Source organism: Pseudomonas sp. 478, assembly GCF_003254125.1.
Classification (GTDB): Bacteria; Pseudomonadota; Gammaproteobacteria; order Pseudomonadales; family Pseudomonadaceae; genus Aquipseudomonas.
The window spans coordinates 351,496-371,218 of sequence record NZ_QKZG01000006.1; the positions used below are offsets into that span (position 1 = coordinate 351,496).

At 60.0% G+C, this 19,723-nt stretch carries 20 protein-coding genes and 1 pseudogene; 7 read left to right on the plus strand and 14 right to left on the minus strand.

From position 1 onward, the window contains the following. Positions 1-9: 9 nt before the first annotated feature. Both DFS28_RS15390 and rimJ read left to right on the plus strand, forming a co-directional pair. Positions 10-1,032 (plus strand): HAMP domain-containing sensor histidine kinase, encoded by a 1,023-nt coding sequence (locus tag DFS28_RS15390; protein ID WP_111450484.1) that lies wholly within the window; start codon positions 10-12, stop codon positions 1,030-1,032. A gap of 57 nt (positions 1,033-1,089) precedes the next feature. Continuing rightward, the gene (gene rimJ, locus DFS28_RS15395) at positions 1,090-1,656 is read left to right on the plus strand and encodes a ribosomal protein S5-alanine N-acetyltransferase (protein ID WP_111450485.1); all 567 of its coding nucleotides are present in this window, start codon (positions 1,090-1,092) and stop codon (positions 1,654-1,656) included. A 12-nt stretch (positions 1,657-1,668) separates the two neighbouring features. Here the strand turns inward: rimJ and DFS28_RS15400 are convergent, their stop codons facing one another. From DFS28_RS15400 to DFS28_RS15410, 3 genes are all read right to left on the minus strand, one after another. Then, positions 1,669-2,601: a metallophosphoesterase gene (locus DFS28_RS15400; protein ID WP_256596885.1), complete on the minus strand. Its 933-nt coding sequence runs from the start codon at positions 2,599-2,601 to the stop codon at positions 1,669-1,671. A gap of 365 nt (positions 2,602-2,966) precedes the next feature. Continuing rightward, entirely contained in the window at positions 2,967-3,800 is an 834-nt protein-coding gene (locus DFS28_RS15405; RefSeq protein WP_111450487.1) for a phosphatase PAP2 family protein, read from the minus strand. A gap of 26 nt (positions 3,801-3,826) precedes the next feature. Next, positions 3,827-4,498: a histidine phosphatase family protein gene (locus tag DFS28_RS15410; protein WP_111450488.1), complete on the minus strand. Its 672-nt coding sequence runs from the start codon at positions 4,496-4,498 to the stop codon at positions 3,827-3,829. A 394-nt stretch (positions 4,499-4,892) separates the two neighbouring features. On the opposite strand from DFS28_RS15410, the pseudogene DFS28_RS31200 reads away from it, so the two are divergent. Together DFS28_RS31200 and DFS28_RS31205 are read left to right on the plus strand one after the other, a co-directional pair. Continuing rightward, positions 4,893-5,819, plus strand: a pseudogene (locus DFS28_RS31200) (methyl-accepting chemotaxis protein); the annotation flags it as partial. A 144-nt stretch (positions 5,820-5,963) separates the two neighbouring features. Further along, entirely contained in the window at positions 5,964-6,677 is a 714-nt protein-coding gene (locus tag DFS28_RS31205; RefSeq protein ID WP_371922176.1) for a methyl-accepting chemotaxis protein, read from the plus strand. A 214-nt stretch (positions 6,678-6,891) separates the two neighbouring features. Here DFS28_RS31205 and DFS28_RS15420 read toward each other — a convergent pair whose 3' ends face one another. From DFS28_RS15420 to DFS28_RS15460, 9 genes are all read right to left on the minus strand, one after another. After that, entirely contained in the window at positions 6,892-7,089 is a 198-nt protein-coding gene (locus DFS28_RS15420; protein ID WP_111450490.1) for a plasmid stabilization protein, read from the minus strand. 67 nt (positions 7,090-7,156) lie between these two features. Further along, on the minus strand, positions 7,157-7,525 hold the full coding sequence (locus DFS28_RS15425; protein WP_111450491.1) for a glyoxalase superfamily protein: 369 nt from the start codon (positions 7,523-7,525) through the stop codon (positions 7,157-7,159). Between the two features lie 120 nt (positions 7,526-7,645). Continuing rightward, the gene (locus DFS28_RS15430) at positions 7,646-9,103 is read right to left on the minus strand and encodes an amidohydrolase family protein (RefSeq protein ID WP_111450492.1); all 1,458 of its coding nucleotides are present in this window, start codon (positions 9,101-9,103) and stop codon (positions 7,646-7,648) included. A gap of 1 nt (position 9,104) precedes the next feature. Beyond that, complete coding sequence (locus tag DFS28_RS15435) at positions 9,105-9,965, minus strand: MurR/RpiR family transcriptional regulator (RefSeq protein ID WP_111450493.1); 861 nt, start codon at positions 9,963-9,965, stop codon at positions 9,105-9,107. Between the two features lie 15 nt (positions 9,966-9,980). After that, a complete protein-coding gene (locus DFS28_RS15440; RefSeq protein WP_111450494.1) occupies positions 9,981-11,330 on the minus strand; it encodes a GntP family permease in 1,350 nt (449 codons plus the stop codon). A gap of 298 nt (positions 11,331-11,628) precedes the next feature. Then, on the minus strand, positions 11,629-13,074 hold the full coding sequence (locus DFS28_RS15445; protein ID WP_111450495.1) for a SulP family inorganic anion transporter: 1,446 nt from the start codon (positions 13,072-13,074) through the stop codon (positions 11,629-11,631). Between the two features lie 195 nt (positions 13,075-13,269). Beyond that, complete coding sequence (locus DFS28_RS15450) at positions 13,270-14,163, minus strand: NAD-dependent epimerase/dehydratase family protein (RefSeq protein ID WP_111450496.1); 894 nt, start codon at positions 14,161-14,163, stop codon at positions 13,270-13,272. A 103-nt stretch (positions 14,164-14,266) separates the two neighbouring features. Further along, on the minus strand, positions 14,267-15,178 hold the full coding sequence (locus tag DFS28_RS15455) for a LysR family transcriptional regulator (protein WP_074873581.1): 912 nt from the start codon (positions 15,176-15,178) through the stop codon (positions 14,267-14,269). 57 nt (positions 15,179-15,235) lie between these two features. Further along, positions 15,236-15,826, minus strand: a complete 591-nt coding sequence (locus DFS28_RS15460; RefSeq protein ID WP_111450497.1) for an NAD(P)H-dependent oxidoreductase — start codon at positions 15,824-15,826, stop codon at positions 15,236-15,238. 160 nt (positions 15,827-15,986) lie between these two features. Between DFS28_RS15460 and DFS28_RS15465 the strand changes: the two genes are divergently transcribed. Beyond that, on the plus strand, positions 15,987-16,301 hold the full coding sequence (locus DFS28_RS15465; protein ID WP_008149093.1) for a putative quinol monooxygenase: 315 nt from the start codon (positions 15,987-15,989) through the stop codon (positions 16,299-16,301). On the opposite strand, the gene DFS28_RS15470 is transcribed toward DFS28_RS15465, so the two are convergent. Next, on the minus strand, positions 16,291-17,055 hold the full coding sequence (locus DFS28_RS15470; protein ID WP_111450498.1) for a sulfite exporter TauE/SafE family protein: 765 nt from the start codon (positions 17,053-17,055) through the stop codon (positions 16,291-16,293). The two genes, DFS28_RS15465 and DFS28_RS15470, sit on opposite strands and share 11 nt — an antisense overlap. Before the next feature lie 232 nt (positions 17,056-17,287). On the opposite strand from DFS28_RS15470, the gene DFS28_RS15475 reads away from it, so the two are divergent. Both DFS28_RS15475 and DFS28_RS15480 read left to right on the plus strand, forming a co-directional pair. Continuing rightward, positions 17,288-18,172, plus strand: coding sequence for a LysR substrate-binding domain-containing protein (locus tag DFS28_RS15475; RefSeq protein ID WP_111450499.1), 885 nt, complete (start codon positions 17,288-17,290; stop codon positions 18,170-18,172). A gap of 143 nt (positions 18,173-18,315) precedes the next feature. Beyond that, positions 18,316-18,660 carry a cupin domain-containing protein gene (locus DFS28_RS15480; protein WP_007946320.1) on the plus strand — a complete coding sequence of 115 codons (345 nt, stop codon included), beginning with the start codon at positions 18,316-18,318 and terminating at the stop codon, positions 18,658-18,660. A gap of 172 nt (positions 18,661-18,832) precedes the next feature. Here the strand turns inward: DFS28_RS15480 and mmsB are convergent, their stop codons facing one another. Beyond that, positions 18,833-19,720, minus strand: coding sequence for a 3-hydroxyisobutyrate dehydrogenase (mmsB, locus tag DFS28_RS15490; protein WP_074873572.1), 888 nt, complete (start codon positions 19,718-19,720; stop codon positions 18,833-18,835). Positions 19,721-19,723 lie beyond the last annotated feature (3 nt).

Consider the following 19,723-nt stretch of genomic DNA (forward strand, 5'->3'; position numbering starts at 1 on the left):
GCAAAAACCATGAGTGAGGCCAATGGCAAGAACGAGCAAGCGATGGCCACTGCCGCTCGCGAACTGTTCCTGCTCGGCCAGAAGACTGTTGAGGCTCGGGCGGTGCTGGCGGCGCTGCAAAAAGAGCTGAGCGATGCCAACACCCGGTTGGTCGGCAGCCAACAGGTCGAGCAACTGATCGAGGCTAATCAGCAATTGGTGCTGGCGATTTTGCTGGCGCAGTCCGATGCAGAAAAACCAAAACGCACGCAGGAAGAACAACGACTGTTCCTGGAGATGCGTGAAGCCAACGCGCAATTGGTGATCGCGGCCCTGAGTGCGCAAGACCTGCAAGCCTCGGCCGAACACACCCTGGAACAACAACGCAACATCCTCACCTTAGTGGCCCACGAACTGCGCAACCCGCTGACGCCCATCAGCATGATCGCCGGGCGTCTGGTGCGCGTGCCCAGTGAGGAGCTGCCGCGCATGCAGGCACTTATCGAAGGTCAGGTGCAGCACATGTCGAGGCTGGTGGACGATTTGCTCGACGTGTCCCGCGCCAGCACCGGCAAGTTGCGCCTCGATTGCCGGATCGTGGATATGGTGCAGATCATCCATCAGGCCATCGAAGTGTGCAGCCCGGTGATGACGGCTCACCATTTGCACTTCACCGCTGAACTGCCCGAGTGCGCGCTGGCGATGAATGGTGACCCTGTGCGCCTCACGCAGATTCTCGGCAACCTGCTGGGCAACGCAGCCAAATACACGCCATCGGGCGGTAATGTCACGCTTTCGGTCAGCGCTGAGGCCGACGTGCTGCAGATGAGCATTTGCGATGACGGCATCGGTATTTCCGCTCAGGCGCTGCCGTTTATCTTCGACCCGTTTGTGCAGGATGTTCACGCGGTCGGCTTCAATGGCGCGGGCCTGGGCATTGGCTTGACAGTCGTTCGCGAGCTGGTCGAAGCCCATGGCGGCACGGTGATCGGCATGAGCGACGGTGACGGCAAGGGCAGTATCTTTATCGTGACGTTGCCGCTGGCGGTTTGAGTTTTTCCGCAGGCCACGCAATGCTTGCGCGACGATCCCCGTGAACCGGAGCGCCCTATGCCGCTGTTGTCCCTACCTTGTAAACGCTTGACGCTGGCAGTGCTCGACCCCGATCAGGCGGCGCTGGAAAGCGACTTCTACCGGCGCAACCTGAGACATCTCGCCCGGTGGTCGCCGATTCGCCCCGTCGATTACCACAGCCCGGAACGCATCCGCCCGCGCCTTGAGGTGCAAGCCAGCGCTTTCCAGGCCGGCCTGGCGGTGCATTTCGCGTTGCTGGATCCGGACAACGGCCAGATGATCGGCGCCTGCAACTTCAGCGGCATCACTCGCGGGGCGTTTCAGGCCTGCTATCTCGGTTACCACATCGACGAATCTCATCAGGGCCAAGGCTTGATGCAGGAAGCACTGGAAGCGGGAATCGGCTACATGTTCGATGAGCAGAAACTGCACCGGATCATGGCCAATTACATCCCTGGCAATGAACGCAGTGCGCGGCTGCTGGAGCGCCTGGGATTTGAACGTGAGGGCTATGCCAAGGCCTACCTGAGTATCGCCGGGCGCTGGCAGGATCATGTGTTGACGGCGTTGATCAACCCGGCGCCGAGTACCGAGTACCGCTAAGCGCTCATCGTGTTATTGCACGACCACTTTTTGCGCAACGTCGGGCAACAGACAGCCTTTGGCCATCCACTGACAATCCCGGTCCCAACGATAACCAGTTTCCAGGTTGCCTCGATCGTCATAGTAGGCCAGCCGCAATTGACCGGGATTCAAATCAAGTTTGGCAAAACCGGCGTGCGCGGTGGCAAACGAGCTGTCCTGCCCTCCGGCGCCAAGGGCGTAGAGTTTCTGGCCCCCGGCCCCGGAAACCACCCAAGCTGGCTCGGCGGCGCGAAGCAGCAGTTGCTGATTGTGGTCGTGCCCGGCCAGGAACACGTCGACCTTGTTGCGTTCCAGCGCGGGCAGCAACAGGTTGACCAGTTCACCGTCCTCACCATGCTGGCCATGATTGCGGACCGGGTGATGGGCCGCCGCGATGCGCCATACCGGTGCCGGTCCTGATTGCTGGAAGGCCTGGTCAAGCATGTCGATCTGGCGCTGAAAGGATTCCCGTGGCGCCGAGGTGTCGAGGAACACCATTCGCACCAACGGGCGCCCATCGACGCTGCCGAAATCCTTGACATAGAAGTTGCTCGACATCTGCCAGCGACCCGAGCCCTTGCGCTGCCGGCCATATTCGAGCTCGACCTTTTGCGACTTGGGGTAATCGTGATTGCCCAGTACGGCGTAAAACGGCACATGACTCAGCCACTGTCCCCAATAGACGCGCTCGAATTTCATTTGCCAGCCAAGGTCATGGGTACTGGTCAGCGGTTTGCCATAGAAGTTGTCGCCCAACAACACGACCATGTCCAGCCGCCCGTCTCTGTCCGCGACTCTCTCCATGGCCTGCCCCACCCGCCACTGTTGCAGATCACCACTGCCCTGGTCGCCCAAGGCAATCATCGACACGGCAGAAGGATCCAGGCCACTCAACGGAACAAATGGCGCCGGCGGTATAAACATCCAGTACCCGACCATCGCGGCGCCAATCAGTAGGATGACTGCGACGATGCTTAACTTGCGAACAGCTTTTCCGGGTACAAAACGTTTTGCAGCCGGCGATGGAATTAGGGGGCGTTTCAATCAAGGGCTCACTTGGCATGGCCAGCCAGGCGTTAAGGGATAGCAAGGGTTGCTATTAATAGATCACACCAGTTGTTCACACTTTGTTAAGAATTCACCCCCGTATACCTTTTTTAGCCCGTTGTATTTCTGTAAGAGCGAGCCTGCAGCAAAGGCAATCTCCCGAACACCGCCCCACAAGACGGATAACAAAAACCCGCCACCCTCTTCAGGACTGGCGGGTTTTGTTGTTCAAGTTTTTTGAATCAGCTAGCCGTTTGCGTCTGTGCAACGCTTTCAGACCGCTCATGCGCTTGCAGCACCGGTAGCTCCAGCCGCGCCCGCCCATAAAACGCCAGCGCTGTCAGCAAACACGCCAGCCATACAAAGATCCCGGCCCAAAAGGTGTGGGACATGTAGTGCCAGCCCTGCACAACCCGCGTGGTGCCGTAGACAAAACCGAGCAGCAGCGAGCCGTACATCACCGCTTTGGAATAGCGCCAGCGGTAGCGGCGCGCCACAAAGTACAGCGCGAGCATGGTGAAACCGCCCGAGGCGTGCCCGCCCGGCCAGCAGCGCCCCTTGCCGGCGACTTTCAGCAGATCGAAATTCTGATACCACTCCTTATGCTCGATTTTCCCCGCGTACTGGGTCGTTTCGACCGGGCAGTACACGCTGGTGTGGCCCTTGAGGTAGTGGATCACCCCAGTGCTGATGGAGAACGCGAGCACCACATAGAGGAAGTCCCGGCGGTGCTTGGTGGCGAACCGAAGCACCGGCGCGACTTTGATTTTTTCCAGGAATGCGATGATTTTCGAATGCTTTTCGGCCTTCAGACGCGGCCAGAGAAACGACAGCAAAGCGCCGATGATCGCTATTTCACCGGTCCAGTTCGGGATGATCCTCGCCCATTTATGGGTGATCTTTTCGAACAGATAGATATGATCCAGCGGAAACGTCTTTGTGATCGGATCATAAAAAAGATCATTGAAAGCGATGTCGATTTTGGTCAGGTCGAACATCAGGAAAACCACGACCGCACAGGCCAGCGGAATGCCAAAGTTCACCCAATAAAAGCGGTAACGGGAAGAAGTCAACATCGTGTGTCCTGATCCAGAAAGTGAATTCATTCGGCAGTCATCGAGCGCCAGTCCGAGGCTTCGATGAAACCGAGCATGCGGGGTGCCAGAGGCGTTTCGGCCGAGATAAACAAAGAAGCGCCATAGCCCAACGTAGACGCCGGCAACTTGAGGTCTTTCTCAAGTTGCGACATGCATTCGCTGTGGGTCACCAGAATCAGGTTTCGCCCGGCCACCTTGTGCGCCAGAGCGTCACGCAGCATGGTGCCCTTGCAATTGATCAACCATTCTTCACCAACCCCGACCTTGTTGAACATGTAACCCGCGGTCTGCGCTGTACGCAACATGGGGCTGTTGTAAATGTCGGCCTTGTTCAGCCCCAGTTGTTCGAACTGCTCACCCACACCCACCGCGACGCTGCGAGAGCGAGCGGTAATGCCATCGTTACCGCTCAGGCAGGCGGCGCTGGAATGATCGCAGCGTTCAACGTGACGCACCAGCACGATCACGTTGCCCTTGGCCCAATCGGCCGCCAACGCCCGGGCGCCGGTCACATTGCCATGGGTCAGGTCCGGTACAGCGGCCGGCTGCAACAGCCACACCGTCAGCGGAATCACCAGCAGCGCCGAGGCGAGCACGACAGCCGCATTGCGATAGCGGGCAAAACGGCTCAGATGAATCGAGCGTTTTATCCCGAACAGATTCAGTCTCAATTCCACATCAAACCGCCTCGCCGGCACGCATCACGTTCATTCGGTGCGGCGAGAGTAAAGAGGCTGGCGTCGGCAGTCGGTGAAACGCATGTGAAAAAAAGCTTAAGACCTGCAAAAGCCTTGTTACACATCGGTCCCGCAAAAACCATTCAGCTCTCGTAATTGCTGCCGATACAGTCCTGCTACACACCTTGCTGGCTACCAAAAACAACAATCTTCCAGCCAACCGACGATCTAGAAGCACAACGTTCCTGGAGGACTTTTGATGAATAGCTGGTTCGGCAATATCAGCGTGAACATGAAGCTGGGCCTGGGGTTCGGCCTGGTCCTGGCCCTGACCTGCGTCCTCGCCCTGACCGGCTGGACAAGCCTGGGCGGACTGATTGACCGCAGCAACTGGATGAGCGACATCACCCAGCTCAATGCCGGCCTGACCAAGCTACGTGTGGTTCGCTTGCAATACATGCTGACCAACGGCGACGAAACCGCCGCACAGAACGTCCAGACCACGCTCGAGGCGTTCTCCGCCCAGCAACAAGCGCTGCTGGTGAAATTCAAGAGCCCGGAAAACCTCAAGCTGCTCAAAGAGCAAGGCGCCGTCATCGACGCCTACAAGACGTCCCTGAACAAAATGCGCAGCGCGTACCGCACCGGTAACAGCGCGCGCGACACCATGGGCACCAATGCCGAGACCGCGAACACGCTGATCAACGCCATCAACACCAACGTGCAGCAAATGCCTCTGAGCGACCAACGCTTCGAACAATTCCAGGCCATCACGGCGGCCAAGGAAGCCTTCTTGCTGGCCCGCTACGAAGTGCGCGGCTACACCGCAACCACCAACGCCGAGACCGAGCAAAAAGCCGTCGGCCAACTGGACGTGGCCATCGCCAGCCTGAAACCCCTCAACGTGCATTTCGCCGACACTCAGCAAGATGCCTTGCGTCAGCTGGAAACCGCACTGACCAACTACCGCAGCGCCTTGCAGGCTTATAAAGCGGCGAACAGCGATGCGGTGCAGGCGCGCAAGGAAATGACCGACCAGGGCGCCGCCATCGTGACCCTGAGTGATCAGCTGTATCAGATCCAGCTCGACCGCCGTGACATCGAAAGCGCCCAGGCTCGCACCCTGCAACTGATCAGCACCTTGCTGGCGTTGCTGGTGGGCATCATTGCTGCCGTGATCATCACCCGTCAGATTACCGGCCCGCTGCGCGACACGTTGGCCGTGGTTGAACGTATCGCCAGCGGCGACCTGTCCCAGGACGTCAAAGTGACTCGCCGCGACGAACTCGGCGTGTTGCAACAAGGCATCGCTCGCATGGGCGTAACCCTGCGCGACTTGATCAGCGGCATCCGCGACGGCGTCACCCAGATCGCCAGCGCTGCCGAAGAGCTGTCCGCCGTGACCGAGCAAACCAGCGCCGGGGTCAACAGCCAGAAGATCGAGACCGATCAAGTGGCCACCGCCATGCACGAGATGACGGCCACCGTGCAGGAAGTCGCGCGCAACGCCGAACAAGCCTCCCAGGCGGCCGCCGCTGCTGACGGCGAAGCCCGTGAAGGCGATAAAGTGGTGAACGAAGCCATCGCCCAGATCGAACGCTTGGCCACTGAAGTGGCGCGCTCCACCGAAGCCATGAGCGTGCTGCAACAGGAAAGCGACAAGATCGGCAGCGTCATGGACGTGATCAAGGCCGTGGCCGAACAGACCAACCTGCTGGCGCTCAACGCCGCCATCGAAGCGGCACGTGCCGGTGAAGCCGGTCGTGGCTTTGCCGTGGTGGCCGACGAAGTCCGTGGCCTGGCTCAGCGCACGCAGAAATCCACCGAAGAAATCGAAGGCCTGGTGGCCGGTCTGCAGAACGGCACGCAACAAGTGTCGGCGGTGATGAACAACAGCCGCGCCCTGACCGACAGCAGCGTCGCGCTGACCCGCAAGGCTGGCGTGTCACTGGAAAACATCACCCGCACGGTGTCCAACATCCAGTCGATGAACCAGCAGATCGCTGCCGCCGCCGAGCAGCAAAGCGCCGTGGCCGAAGAGATCAGCCGCAGCATCATCAACGTGCGCGACGTATCCGAACAGACCGCCGCCGCCAGCGACGAAACGGCAGCGTCCAGTGTTGAACTGGCGCGGTTGGGCAGTCAGTTGCAGCAGATGGTCAGCCACTTCCGGGTCTGACATTCACTTTGCGGTGAATGGAAGAACCATTCGCGAGCAAGTCGGATCGCCGCACCGCCGCTCCCACACTGGATTTGTGTCGTACCACGGTTAAGTGGTCGGCATCGATCAAGTGTGGGAGCGGCGGTGCGGCGATCCGACTTGCTCGCGAAGGCTATCTAACAAACAACCGATATTTTGGAGTTATCACCAGCACTCTCCCTCTCTGTTTGTTCTAGCGAGAAGGCAGCTCCAACTCCACGCCTGCATCGGCGCCGAATCGATTGCTGATTCGAGTCCCCAAACCACCCGCCAGTGCATTCGTCAAAATCAGACGAGCCTCTTCTTCCACCGAACGGCCATTACTGTCTGCTGCGATACGCAATTGCTCATAGAGCTGATGATCAAGATTGCCAATGGTGAAGCTTGCCATAAGCCTCCTCCGGTACTCGCTGAGTTGATCGACGAGACTAGCACGGGCCCCCGCGCATCCTCTGCGATCAGACACAAATCGCATTGGTAAACACCAACCGATTGCCGAACGGATCGCTGATCGTCATGTCCTGGCTGCCCCACGGCATCGCCTGGATCTGTGGGTATGCGAATTTATATTCCTTGGCCAGCAATTGCTGCTGGAACACCTCCAGCTCATCGGTCTCGATCCGCAACGCCGAGCCCGGTGTGCTGTCGCCATGGTGTTCGGATAGATGCAGCACACACTCACCACGGGAGACTTGCAGGTACAACGGAAAGTCGGGCTCGAAACGATGCTGCCAGTCGATCTTGAATCCCAGGAAGTCGACGTAGAACTCCACGGCCTTGATTTCATCGAAAATCCGCAGGATCGGGGTGGTTTTGCCGAAGCTCATGGAGTTGCTCCCAGACTGATAAGGCCCAGAGTGTAGCTGGGCGAGATGTCAGCACTTCGGCTTGGTAGTGGCTTTCTTTAGTCTCAATGTGCCATCACTGTGACGCAGCGCTCGGAATGGTTACCGGAATCCCTCACGCAAGTCCCCTTGCCGCGCCAGAAACCGCCCTTCCCTTCTGCCGTTTGCCTGGCCTTCGCTGTAACTCAAGACACCGTTGACCCAAACCCCATCGATACCTTCCGCCGCCCGTTGCGGATCATTGAAGTCCGCCACATCGCGAATCGTCACAGGATTGAACAACACCAGATCCGCCCAATGTCCTTCACGGATTTCGCCACGTTCCTTCAAGCCAAATCGCGCTGCCGACAACCCGGTCATTTTGTGCACGGCGGTGTGCAGCGCAAACAGCCCCACGTCGCGACTGAAATGTCCGAGCACGCGTGGAAATGCACCCCACAAGCGTGGATGCGGAAACGGGTCTTCCGGTAGTCCGTCAGAGCCGACCATCGACAGCGGATGCGCGAGGATTCTTCGTACGTCCGCCTCGTCCATTCCGTAATACACCGCGCCGGCCGGTTGCAGGCGTCGAGCGGCATCCAGCAGCGGCACCCCCCACTCGGCAGCGATGTCGATCAGGTCACGGCCACCCACTTCAGGGTGCGGCGTTGACCAAGTGATGGTGATGCGATGAGCGTCGGTGACTTGCTTGAGGTCCAGCGTCGATGAACTCGCCGCGTAGGGATAACAGTCACAGCCTACCGGGTGGGTTTTCGCCGCCTGTTCAAGGGCCGCCAACAGTTGCGGACTGCGCCCCCAGTTACCGGCGCCGGCGCATTTGAGGTGGGAAATGATCACCGGTGTTTTGGCATGACGGCCGATCTGGAACGCCTCGTCCATGGCCTCCAGCACCGGCTCGAATTCGCTGCGCAAATGGGTGGTGTAGACCGCGCCGAAGGCGGTCAGCTCTTCGGTCAGTTGCATGACTTCATCGATGGAAGCCGAGAACGCGTTGGCATAGGCAAGCCCCGTGGACAGGCCCAACGCACCGGCCTCAAGACTGTCGCGCAGTTGCTCGCGCATCGCACTGATTTCGTCCGGCGTGGCGGTGCGAAACAGATCGTCGAGGTGGTTGCTGCGCAGCGCCGTGTGACCGACCAGTGCGGCCACGTTCAGCGTGGTGTGCGCCGCTTCGACGGCTGCGCGGTAGTCGCTGAACCTGGGATAAACAAACGCCGCGGCGGTGCCGAGCAGGTTCATCGGGTCGGGCGGATCGCCGCGCAAACTCACCGGCGAAGCGCTGATCCCGCAGTTGCCGACAATCACCGTGGTCACGCCCTGGCTGAGCTTGGGCAGCATCTGCGGCTGGCGGATCACCACGGTGTCGTCATGGGTGTGCACGTCGATGAAACCTGGCGCCAACACGCGGCCGGCGGCGTCGATTTCTTCGGTGGCGCGGGCATCGTGCAAGTCGCCGATACGCTCGATGCGGCCGTTCAGAATCGCCACGTCGGCGGGATAACCGGGCACGTTGCTGCCGTCGATAATCAGGGCGTTGCGGATCAGCGTGTCGTACATCATGTCAGTCTCCCAGCGGCAAATGATCGTCGCCGCCGCGGTAATCGTCGAGGGCGAGTTTGATCCGTCGCAGACGCTCTTGATTGTCTTCAGGATTGGCCAGCGCCAGCTCGGTGGCGAGCACGTCGATGGCCAGCAACATGCCGTAGCGCGCCGCCGTGGGTTTGTAGATGAACGAGGTCTCGACGCCTTGCAGCGGCAGCAGCACATCAGCCAATTGCGCCAGCGACGAGTCGGCCCGGGTAATGGCGAGAATTCGTGCGCCGTAGCTGCGCGCCAGCTCGACGGCCTCGAGCAGTTCGGGGGTGATGCCGGTCAGTGAGCAGGCAATGACGACGCGTTCGGCATCGAGGCTGGCGGCGGTGACGCGCATCATTACCGGGTCGTGGCACACCGCAATCGGGTAGCCGAATCGCACCAGCCGCACTTGCAATTCATCACTGCACAAGGTCGAGCAACCGCCCATGCCGAAGGCGTGAATCATCCGCGCCTTGCCCAGCAATTTCACCGCGTCGGCGAAACGTGATTCGTCGAAGGCCGACAGATGCTGGCGCAGCGTTGATTCGATATCGCCAACAATTTGCCAATAGAACGCCGACTGCTCGGGCGTGCCCGCCGGGTCCAAAAAACGACTGCCGACGCCGCTGGCCTGGGCCAGTTGCAGCCGCAGATCGCGCAAGTCGCGACAGCCCACGGTGCGAGCAAAACGCGAGAGCGTGGCGGTGCTGACTTCCGCTCGCAGCGCCAGTTCATCGAGACTGGCGGCGGAGGCAAATCCTACGTCGTCGAGCATCAGCCGAGCGATGCGTCCTTCGCCCGCGCTGAAGGAATCCTGACGGGCGCGGATCTGGTAGAGGATGTCCATGGCGGGCGGCTCCGGCTAAAGCAGGTAAGAAAGGCCAACGGTCAGACCGAAGGCGACAACCGAGATAATGGTCTCGAGCACCGTCCAGGTCTTGAAGGTCTGGGCGACGGTCATGTTGAAGTATTCCTTGATCAACCAGAAACCGCCGTCATTGACGTGGGAAAAGATAACCGACCCCGCGCCCGTCGCCAGCACCAACAGCTCTGGATGGGGATAACCCAGACCAATGGCTACCGGCGCGACGATGCCCGACGCGGTGGTCATGGCCACCGTGGCAGAACCGGTGGCGATGCGCATCAACGCAGCAAACAGCCAGCCCATCAACAGCGGCGACAGGTGGAATACCTGGGCAAGGCTGACGATCTGGTCAGTGACACCCGCGTCCACCAGAATCCGGTTCAAGCCACCGCCCGCGCCCACCAGCAAGGTGATGCTGGCGGTCGGTGCCAGGCATTCGTTGGTGAATTTGAGGATCGATTCGCGGTTGAAGCCTTGGGCCAGACCGAGGGTCCAGAAGCTCAGCAAGGTCGCCAGCAGCAAGGCGATCACCGAATTGCCGATGAACAACAGAAACTGATTAAAACCGCTGCCCGGCGTGGAAATCAGATTGGCCCAGCCGCCGATCAGCATCAGCACCACCGGCAGCAGAATGGTCGCCATGGTGATGCCGAAACCCGGCAAGCTGTCGCGCGGTTCACGCTCAAGGAACTGACGCTCCAACGGGTTATCTTCCGGCAGTTGAATGCGCGGCACGATGAACTTGGCGTAGAGGGGACCGGCGATGATCGCGGTCGGTATCCCGATCAGGATCGCGTAGAGCAAGGTCTGCCCCACCGAGGCCTGATAAGCCTGCACCGCCAGCATCGCCGCCGGGTGCGGCGGCACCAGCGCGTGGACCACCGAGAGCCCGGCGACCATCGGCAAACCGACCATCAGAATCGACACGCCCACGCGCCGCGCCACGGTAAATGCGATCGGCACCAGCAGTACAAAACCGACCTCGAAGAACAGCGGCAGTCCGACAAGGAAAGCGATGCAGACCATCGCCCAGTGCGCATTTTTCTCACCGAAGCGGTCGATCAACGTTCGCGCCATCTGCTCGGCGCCGCCGGACTCAGCCATCATTTTGCCGAGCATCGTGCCCAGTGCGACCACCAGCGCGATATGGCCCAGCGTCTTGCCGACACCCGCCTCATACGCCCCCACCACGCCCGACGGCGGCATCCCGGCCAGCAGCGCCAGGCCGATGGACACTAGGGTGATGACAATGAACGGATTGAGTCGGTAACGGGCGATCAGAACGATCAGCGCGATGATGGCGATGGCGGCGTAAACCAGCAGCCAATAGCCGAAGGACGGTGTCATGCGGTACTCCTCGAAAGGGTCACGTCGAATGGGTTGTGAAACTCATAAAACATTTCGAAGGGTTATTTTCAAACGAGGTGAAAGTAATTTTCGTGGAGGGATAAGGGTTGTCGCACAGAGGTATGCGAGGTCGCTAAATATGCAAATCAGATAGGTGAATTTACATCCCGATTTCCCTGTGGGAGCGAGCCTGCTCGCGATGAGGGAGAGTCAGTCAACAGTGATGTGACTGATACACCGCCATCGTCGGAACGCCGCCCGGAGCCGGCTCGCTCCCACAGGGATTTTGCTGGAGACCTCAGTCGTGACTGACGCGGGCGCGCTTGAGCAGTTTCTTGCAGCGTTCAGACAAGTGCAGCACGCGCAGGTGTTTGCCGGCCTTGGCGTAGCGTTCACGCAGCGTCTTTAGCGCGGCTATCGCCGAGTAGTCGACGAAGCTCAGATGGCGACAATCGATCGTCACTACGGGTGGGTCGTTGGCGGGGTCGAACTGGTCGAGAAAAGGCGTAGTCGAGGCGAAGAACAGCGTGCCATGCAGGTGGTAGAGCTTGCTGCCGTCCACTTCAAGATGACTGTCGGCATAGAGCTCGCGAGCCTGCTGCCAGGCAAAGTTCAGCGCCGCAATGATGATCCCGCAGAGGACCGCAGTGGCCAGATCGGTGAACACCGTAATGACCGTTACCGCGATGATCACCAACACGTCATTCACCGGCACTTTGTTCAACACCCGAAGCGAGGCCCAGGCGAAGGTCTGCTGCGACACCACGAACATCACCCCGACCAATGCGGCCAGCGGGATGCGCTCGATCAGCGGCGACAAAAACAATATGAAAAGCAAAATCATCACCCCGGCCACCACACCGGATAGCCGACCGCGACCGCCGGAACTAAGGTTGATCACAGTCTGCCCGATCATGGCGCAACCGCCCATGCCGCCAAACACACCGGAGACCATGTTGGCCGCGCCCAGCGCCACACACTCGCGATCCGGGTAGCCACGGCTCTCGGTGATCTCGTCGGTGAGGTTCAGGGTCAGCAGGGTTTCCAGCAGACCGACCAACGCCATCAATATCGCGTAGGGAGCGATGATGCGCAGGGTTTCCAGGCTCCAAGGGATGTCTGGCAGCGCAAAGGTCGGCAAGCCGCCGGCGATGTGCGCCATGTCGCCCAAGGTGCGGGTCGGCAGACCGAGCAGATAAACCGCCAGCCCGACACCCAGAATCGCCACCAGCGCCGGCGGTACGGCGCGCGTCAGGCGCGGCAGCACGTAGACGATGGCCATCGTCACGGCAACCAGCCCCGCCATCAGGTACAGCGGTGTGCCGCTGAGCCAGACATCACCGCTCTTGAAGTGTTCCAGCTGCGCCAGGGCAATGATGATCGCCAGGCCGTTGACGAAGCCGAGCATCACCGGGTGCGGCACCATGCGCACCAACTTGCCAAGCTTCAGCAACCCGAACGCCAGCATGATCAACCCACCCAGCAACACGGTCGCCAGCAAATACTGCACACCGTGCTGCACCACCAGCGCGACGATCACCACGGCCATCGACCCGGCAGCACCGGACACCATGCCCGGTCGCCCGCCGAAGAGCGCGGTCAAGGTGCAAATGATGAAAGCGCCGTAAAGCCCCATCAATGGATTGAGGTGTGCAACCAGCGCGAAGGCGATGCATTCGGGTAGAAGAGCGAATGACGTAGTGAGCCCGGCAAGGACATCGGCGCGCAGATGTTTGGGTTTCATGTCTGATCTAAATACAGGCGGGAAAAGAGGGGGCGGATGTTACGGAATTGAGGGCGGCCCGGCCAGTTGTTGGGCTGCTGAAAACGCTTTCGCGGGCAAGCCCGCTCCCACATTTAACCGAGTTCTCCTGAAGAAATACGGTCGAATGTGGGAGCGGGCTTGCTCGCGAAAGCTGCGACGCGGTCTAGAGCGAACTCAAACCATCTCGTCACGAATCCATTCAATCACCGATGCCCGCTTCGGCGCCCAGCCCAGCAACTCCCGCGCCTTTTTACCGCGAACCCGGCTGTTGGAGCCCAGGCCATAGTTGGCCATTTCATAACCCCACTCGGCTTCGGCCTCTTTCAGCGGCCAGTCTTGTGGCTCACCCAGACTCAGCACTTGGGCAATCGCAGTGGTCATGTCGATGAACGACGCTTCACCGTTTTCGACGAAGTAGAAGGTGCCCGGTACGTTTTTGGTCAGCGCCAGCAGGTACAGGGAAACCACGTCTTCGATGTGCACGTTGGACCAGATGTTCTGGCCGGTACCGACATGCCGGACCACGCCACTTTTACGCGCCTGCTTCACCAAACGCGGCAACTGCACGCTGTCGCGATTCACGCCCAGGCTGTGGCCGTAGATCAGGGTGTTGCAGATGACTGCCGAGTTCACCCCGTCCTTTGCTGCGGCGAGGATCAGGTTGTCGATGGCCACGCGCGCAGCCTTGTCGACGGTCGGTGCCGGCAGGTTGTCTTCGTAATAGATAACATCGCTGGATTTGCCGCCCGACGCATCGCCGACAATGCTCGAGCCACTGGTGTGCAGGAACACTTTGTTGGAACCGCGAAGTGCATCGAGCAACGCTTCCACCGCGCCGCGATGGTCGCTGCTGGCGGCGTTAATCACGGCATCGGCAGCGCGGGCCTGTTCGGCCAGTAGGGCGCTGTCGTCAAGCGTGCCGAGCACCGGGGTGATACCCAGAGCGCTCAGTTCATTGGCTTGTTCGGCGTTGCGCACCAGACCGGTGACCTTGTGGCCGGCGCGGACCAGCCCCGTGGCGATGGAGCCGCCGATAAAACCTGCAGCGCCGGTTACGAATACGTTCATGGAGAGACTCCCTGCGTTAATAAGTGATGCAGCCAGTATTGAGGACCGATGCCTGTGGAAACAGACAGCGTTGCCCAATTCACTCTTGCGCAGGGGTCACGAATCAGCCCTTGAAATCCGCGTTCGCATAAGCCGCCAATTTGCCTTGGATGAAGTCCAGGAAGCATTGAATCCGTAGGGCAAGTTGCGAGTTGCGGTAGTACACGGCATTGATCGGCTGACGATAGCCGCTGTTGAAATCCGCCAGCAGCACCTGCAAACGTCCGGCGCGGATGTCATCAATCGTCATGAAGTGCGACAGGCAGGCAATGCCTTGGCCTTCCAGCGCCAAGTGCCTGATCGTCTCGCCGCTGGAGGCGCTGATCGACGCCTGAATCGGCCAACGATCACCGTGAACGTAACGCAGCGGCCATTGGTTGAGGCCTTCGTTGTGGGTAAAGCCCAGCAGCGTGTGCCCGGACAAATCCGCCACTTCGGCCGGTACTCCATGTTTTTCAAGATACGCCGGGCTGGCGACGATGTGCAGCGGACTGCAACCCAGGGATCGAGCGTGCAAGGTCGAGTCGGCGAGCGTGCCGATACGGATGGCGATGTCGGTGCTTTGCTCGAGCAAATCGATGATCAGATCGTTGCTGTTGAGTTCCAGCTGGATGTCCGGATAGAGCCGGCGGAACTCGTCGATGTACGGCACGATGGCGTGCAGCATGAACGGCGATGCGGCATTGATCCGCAGACGCCCGGACGGGGTTTGCTGACGTGAGGTCAGGCGCTCTTCAAGCTCGTCCATCTGATCGAGAATCAGCTTGGCGTGCTCGAAGAAATACTTGCCCTCTTCGGTCAGGTCCATGCGCCGCGTGGTGCGGTTGATCAGCGTGGTATCGAGTTTCGCCTCCAGCCGCGACAGCGTACGGCTGACCGCTGAAGGTGTTTGCCCGACCTGTTCGGCCGCAGCGGAAATCGACCCGCATTCAATCACGCAGACGAAAATCTGCAACTCATCGGATCTGGCTTTCACGGATGCCCCTCATTCAAAACTGGCTTGATAGTAGCTGGATGCGGGGCAAAAGGAACCTTACGCCGGCAGGCCGAACACCTCGGTCAAATGCTGCTCATAGCGCGCCACATCAGCCTCGATATTCGGGCGTTTCATCACATCGACGGCCAGGAACGTCGGCAAGCCGGTCATGCCGAGGAAGGTGTTGGCCTTGTGGAACGGGAAGTACACCGCGTCCACGCCCTTGGCTTCGAAGAAATCGGTCGGGTCGTCGAAGGCTTGCTGCGGCGCGTTCCAGGTCAGGGACAACATGTATTGCTTGCCCTGCAACAGACCACCGCTGCCGTACTTTTGCGACGAGTCGGAACGGGTGCGACCGTCACTGGCGTAGAGGCTGCCATGGCCTTCGGTGAAGACTTCGTCGATGTACTTCTTGACGGTCCAGGGCGCGCCCATCCACCAGCCGGGCATCTGATAAATGATCACGTCGGCCCAGAGGAATTTGGCGACTTCTTCGGCGACGTCGTAACCCTCGTCGATGAAAGTGGCTTTCACGTCGACGCCGCCGCGATCCAGCACGCTCAGCGCGGCTTCATGCAGGGTGGCGTTGTAGCGGCCATCGGAGTGGGCAAATTTTTTGCCGCCATTGAGCAACAGGACTTTTTTCATGGGAAGTCTCGGAAGGTTGGAATTCGATGGCGGCAGAGTAGCGATCTGCCTCGCGCGGAATAAGCGCTGAATTCACAAAATTCATTTGACCAATACGCACGAATCGACAGGCGATTGTTGCCATAGACTTGCGCCGATTCTGAACTTGAGGAGTTTTCTGATGAGTGAAATGCAAGGCTTCATCCTGCACGCCAAGACCCGCCCTGAAAAATCCGATGCCTTCGAAGCGTTTTTCAGTGGTTATGTAGAAGCGAGCCGCGCCGAACCTGGTTGCATCGAATACCACATGTTGCGCGACAAACAGGACCCGACGCTGTTTATCTTCTACGAGATCTGGCAGTCCCAGGCTCACTTGGACGTGCATTCGAACCTGCCGCACATGAAGCAATTCCTCGAGCAGCGCGATGAGTACCTGGAACGGGATTTCGATATCCGCGCCATCGACATGCTCAGCCCGTCGTCCGCTACCCGCTGATCAGCAAGTGGCCGCCGAGCACGCCCAGGCCGATGAAGAACACACGCTTGAATAGCACGGCGCTGATCCGCTGGCGCAGCCATTGCCCCAGCAACATACCGAGCACCGCCGGGATCAGCGCCAGCAACGATGCACTTAACTCGCCAGCGCCCAGTGCGCCGCGCCATAACAGGCCGGCGGCCAGGGCCAGGGTCGAGACGGTGAACGACAAACCCAGCGCCTGCACCAGTTCATCCTTGCTCAAGCCCAAGGCTTGCAGATAAGGCACCGCCGGAATCACGAAGACGCCGGTGGCCGAGGTGATGACGCCCGTCAACAGGCCGCCAAGCGGACCGAGCCAGCGCTCGGTGTGACGGCCGACACGCAAGGTCGGCAGGAACAATCCGCTCAACGCATAGAGCAACAGCGCCGCGCCCAATCCCCGCACGACCCAATGACCGCCGGCCATGCCGATCCACAACATGCCGGCTCCGGTGCCGATGAAGATCGCCAGCAGCATCGGCCACAACCGTTTGATCAACCCCCGCAGATGCCCGCCGAATGCCAGTTGCCAGACATTGGTGAGCGTCGCGGGGATGATCAGCAGCGCGGCAGCCTGTGACGGCGCCATAGCCAGACCGAGCAACCCCATCGCGATGGTCGGCAGACCGAGACCGATCACACCCTTAATCATGCCGGCCAGCAGAAAGGTGGCAATGACCATCAAGGAAAGGGCCAGACCGAGGTTTTGATAGAACGCAGCAAGAGTATTCATGGCGCTATCGTGAGCCCGGATTGGCTGCTTGAAAATCTGCCATATACTGAGGCAGCCTCTTGCTCAGCAAGAGGCTTAAGACATCGGTGTCACAACTGACGCCTTCGCGAGCAAGTCGAATCGTCGCACCGCCGCTCCCACAGGTTTTGCATACGACAAAAAGATCCACTGTGGGAGCGGGCTTGCTCGCGAAGGCGTCAGCCCGGAAAACAAAAATCCAGAGGCAGTAACAATGCACTTCGACCTGACCGACCTGCGCCTCTACCTGAACATCCTCGACAACGGCAACATCACCGCCGGCGCGGCTCGCAGTCATCTGTCCCTGGCGGCGGCGAGTGCGCGCATCCGCGCCATGGAGGCTTCGTTGGGAATCGAGTTTCTGCAACGAGGTCGCCGCGGTGTCAGCCCCACCCCGGCCGGCAAAGCCCTGGCGCAACACGCCCGCGTCCTCCTGCAACAAGCCGAACGCATGCAGCAGGATCTGGCGGAATACGCTAATGGCGTCAAAGGCCAGGTGCGGTTGTTGTGCAACACCACGGCAATCACCGAATACCTGCCGGAGTTGCTCGCGGACTTTCTTCGCGACCACCCCAACCTCGACATCGATCTGCAAGAACTGCCCAGTGCACGCATCACCCACGCCTTGCGCCAAGGGGCGGCAGACCTGGGCATCGTCTCTGACGCCGTGGACACCGATGACCTGCAGACCCGCCCGTTTCGTGACGATCCGCTGGTGCTGATAATGCCCCGCGATCATCCCTTGGCACCCGCAGGTGTCGTGAGCTTCAGCGACACCTTGCACCACGACTATGTCGGCCTGAACGCCAACGGCGCGTTGGCGGTGTACCTGGAAGAACAGGCGCTGCACACCGGGTCACGCATGCAAATCCGCATCCGCGCCGACGGTTTCGATGGAGTGATGCGCATGGTCGCTCGAGGGGCCGGGCTGGCGATCGTGCCCCTCGCGGCAGTCGAGCGCTGGCGCGGCGAACAATCCTTCAAGCGCCTCGCCCTGCAAGAACCTTGGGCCATGCGCAAACTCCTGCTCTGTGCGCGGGACTTTGAGACGCTGCCAGGTTACGCGAAGGCCTTGCTGCACGCCTTGACTCTCCCCTGAGGGGCAGACTTTACCCCTGGGCTTTCATCTTTGAGGGCAATGCGCGTTTCTGGACAGCTCAATGTCGAGCACAGACAACTGAGCGATGGGCGGGCGCTATAGGGTGCGACTTCAGTTCTCTAGTCCACTGCCCCGGAGTCCACATGACCGCACCTATTACCGTTCTTCGCGATACCCACCCACTGCCGGTGCTCGACGCCTGCAAATGGGAAAAACTCGAAGGCGACCCGCACACCGTCAACCTCAACGCCTATACCAGCGAAGACGGCAGCAAGATCATGGGCACCTGGATCTGCACGCCGGGCAAATGGTATGTGGAATACGTGAAGTGGGAATACTGCGATTTCCGCGAGGGGTACTGCATCATCACCCCAGAAGGAAAAGAGCCGATCCATCTGCGCGCCGGTGATATTTTCGTCATCGAGCCGGGCATGAAAGGCACGTGGGAAGTGGTTGAAACCGTGCGTAAGTATTTCGTGTTTGCCTGATGCAAAAAAACCGGGAGATCACCCGACGTGATTTCCCGGTAAATATCCATGGGGACAATGCTGCCCCTGTGGGAGCCAGCCTGCTGGCGATGAGGCCAGCACATTCAACATCGACGATAACTGATCTACCGCTATCGCGAGCAGGCTCACTCCCACAGTTTTTCCAACTCGATTATTGCGGTTTGCGATAACTGTTGATGATCGCCGAGAAGTCCTTGCCACCTTCCCCACGCTGGCTCATCGCCTGATACAACTGCTGGGCCACTGCGCCGAGCATCACCGGTTGGTGCGCCTGACGTGCCGCTTCCGTGGCCAGCCCCAGATCCTTGAGCATCAGTTCCGCACCGAAACCGCCGGTATAACCGCGCGAGGCCGGCGCCGTTTCGACGATACCCGGCCACGGGTTGTACATCTCCGAACTCCAGCAACGACCGGTGGAACTGTTGATGATCCCGGCCAGCACCGTGGTGTCGATGCCGAGTGCATCACCGAGCGCCATCGCTTCGCTGACACCGACCATCGAGATCGCCAGCAGCAGGTTGTTGCAGATCTTGGCGATTTGCCCGGTGCCGACTTCGCCGCAATGGACGATGTTGCGGCCCATCTGCGCCAGCACGGGTTGCAGGGTGGCGAACAGCTCAGGGGTAGCGCCGACCATAAAGGTCAGGGTCCCGGCTGCTGCACCACCGGTACCGCCCGACACCGGCGCATCCGCCATGGCCACGCCTTGCTTGGCCGCCGCCGCCGCAACATCACGCGCCGTCTGCGGATCGATGGTGCTGCAATCGACTGCCGGCACGCCCTTGGCGATACCCGCCAGCACGCCGTCTTCACCCAGCCACACGCTGCGCACATGCACAGCGGCGGGCAGCATGGTGATCACCAGTTCTGCGCCTTGAGCCGCTTCACGCGCCGAAGCGCTGATGCTGCCGCCCAGTTGCTCAAGCTCCGCCAGGACGGTTTTGTTCAGGTCGACCAGGTTCAACGAATGGCCGGCCTTGATCAGGTTGCGCGCCATTGGCGCACCCATGTTGCCGAGACCGATAAAAGCGATTTTCATGTT

Bases quoted from the DNA above. Each gene is read 5' to 3' on its own strand.
- DFS28_RS15465 (WP_008149093.1), top strand. From the start codon at position 15,987: ATGAGTGAAATGCAAGGCTTCATCCTGCACGCCAAGACCCGCCCTGAA.
- DFS28_RS15475 (WP_111450499.1), top strand. From the start codon at position 17,288: ATGCACTTCGACCTGACCGACCTGCGCCTCTACCTGAACATCCTCGAC.
- DFS28_RS15450 (WP_111450496.1), bottom strand. From the start codon at position 14,163: ATGAACGTATTCGTAACCGGCGCTGCAGGTTTTATCGGCGGCTCCATC.
- DFS28_RS15480 (WP_007946320.1), top strand. From the start codon at position 18,316: ATGACCGCACCTATTACCGTTCTTCGCGATACCCACCCACTGCCGGTG.
- DFS28_RS15460 (WP_111450497.1), bottom strand. From the start codon at position 15,826: ATGAAAAAAGTCCTGTTGCTCAATGGCGGCAAAAAATTTGCCCACTCC.
- rimJ (WP_111450485.1), top strand. From the start codon at position 1,090: ATGCCGCTGTTGTCCCTACCTTGTAAACGCTTGACGCTGGCAGTGCTC.
- DFS28_RS31205 (WP_371922176.1), top strand. From the start codon at position 5,964: ATGCACGAGATGACGGCCACCGTGCAGGAAGTCGCGCGCAACGCCGAA.
- DFS28_RS15440 (WP_111450494.1), bottom strand. From the start codon at position 11,330: ATGACACCGTCCTTCGGCTATTGGCTGCTGGTTTACGCCGCCATCGCC.
- DFS28_RS15420 (WP_111450490.1), bottom strand. From the start codon at position 7,089: ATGGCAAGCTTCACCATTGGCAATCTTGATCATCAGCTCTATGAGCAA.
- DFS28_RS15390 (WP_111450484.1), top strand. From the start codon at position 10: ATGAGTGAGGCCAATGGCAAGAACGAGCAAGCGATGGCCACTGCCGCT.
- DFS28_RS15435 (WP_111450493.1), bottom strand. From the start codon at position 9,965: ATGGACATCCTCTACCAGATCCGCGCCCGTCAGGATTCCTTCAGCGCG.
- DFS28_RS15445 (WP_111450495.1), bottom strand. From the start codon at position 13,074: ATGAAACCCAAACATCTGCGCGCCGATGTCCTTGCCGGGCTCACTACG.
- DFS28_RS15430 (WP_111450492.1), bottom strand. From the start codon at position 9,103: ATGATGTACGACACGCTGATCCGCAACGCCCTGATTATCGACGGCAGC.
- DFS28_RS15400 (WP_256596885.1), bottom strand. From the start codon at position 2,601: ATGTTTATACCGCCGGCGCCATTTGTTCCGTTGAGTGGCCTGGATCCT.
- DFS28_RS15405 (WP_111450487.1), bottom strand. From the start codon at position 3,800: ATGTTGACTTCTTCCCGTTACCGCTTTTATTGGGTGAACTTTGGCATT.
- mmsB (WP_074873572.1), bottom strand. From the start codon at position 19,720: ATGAAAATCGCTTTTATCGGTCTCGGCAACATGGGTGCGCCAATGGCG.
- DFS28_RS15425 (WP_111450491.1), bottom strand. From the start codon at position 7,525: ATGAGCTTCGGCAAAACCACCCCGATCCTGCGGATTTTCGATGAAATC.
- DFS28_RS15470 (WP_111450498.1), bottom strand. From the start codon at position 17,055: ATGAATACTCTTGCTGCGTTCTATCAAAACCTCGGTCTGGCCCTTTCC.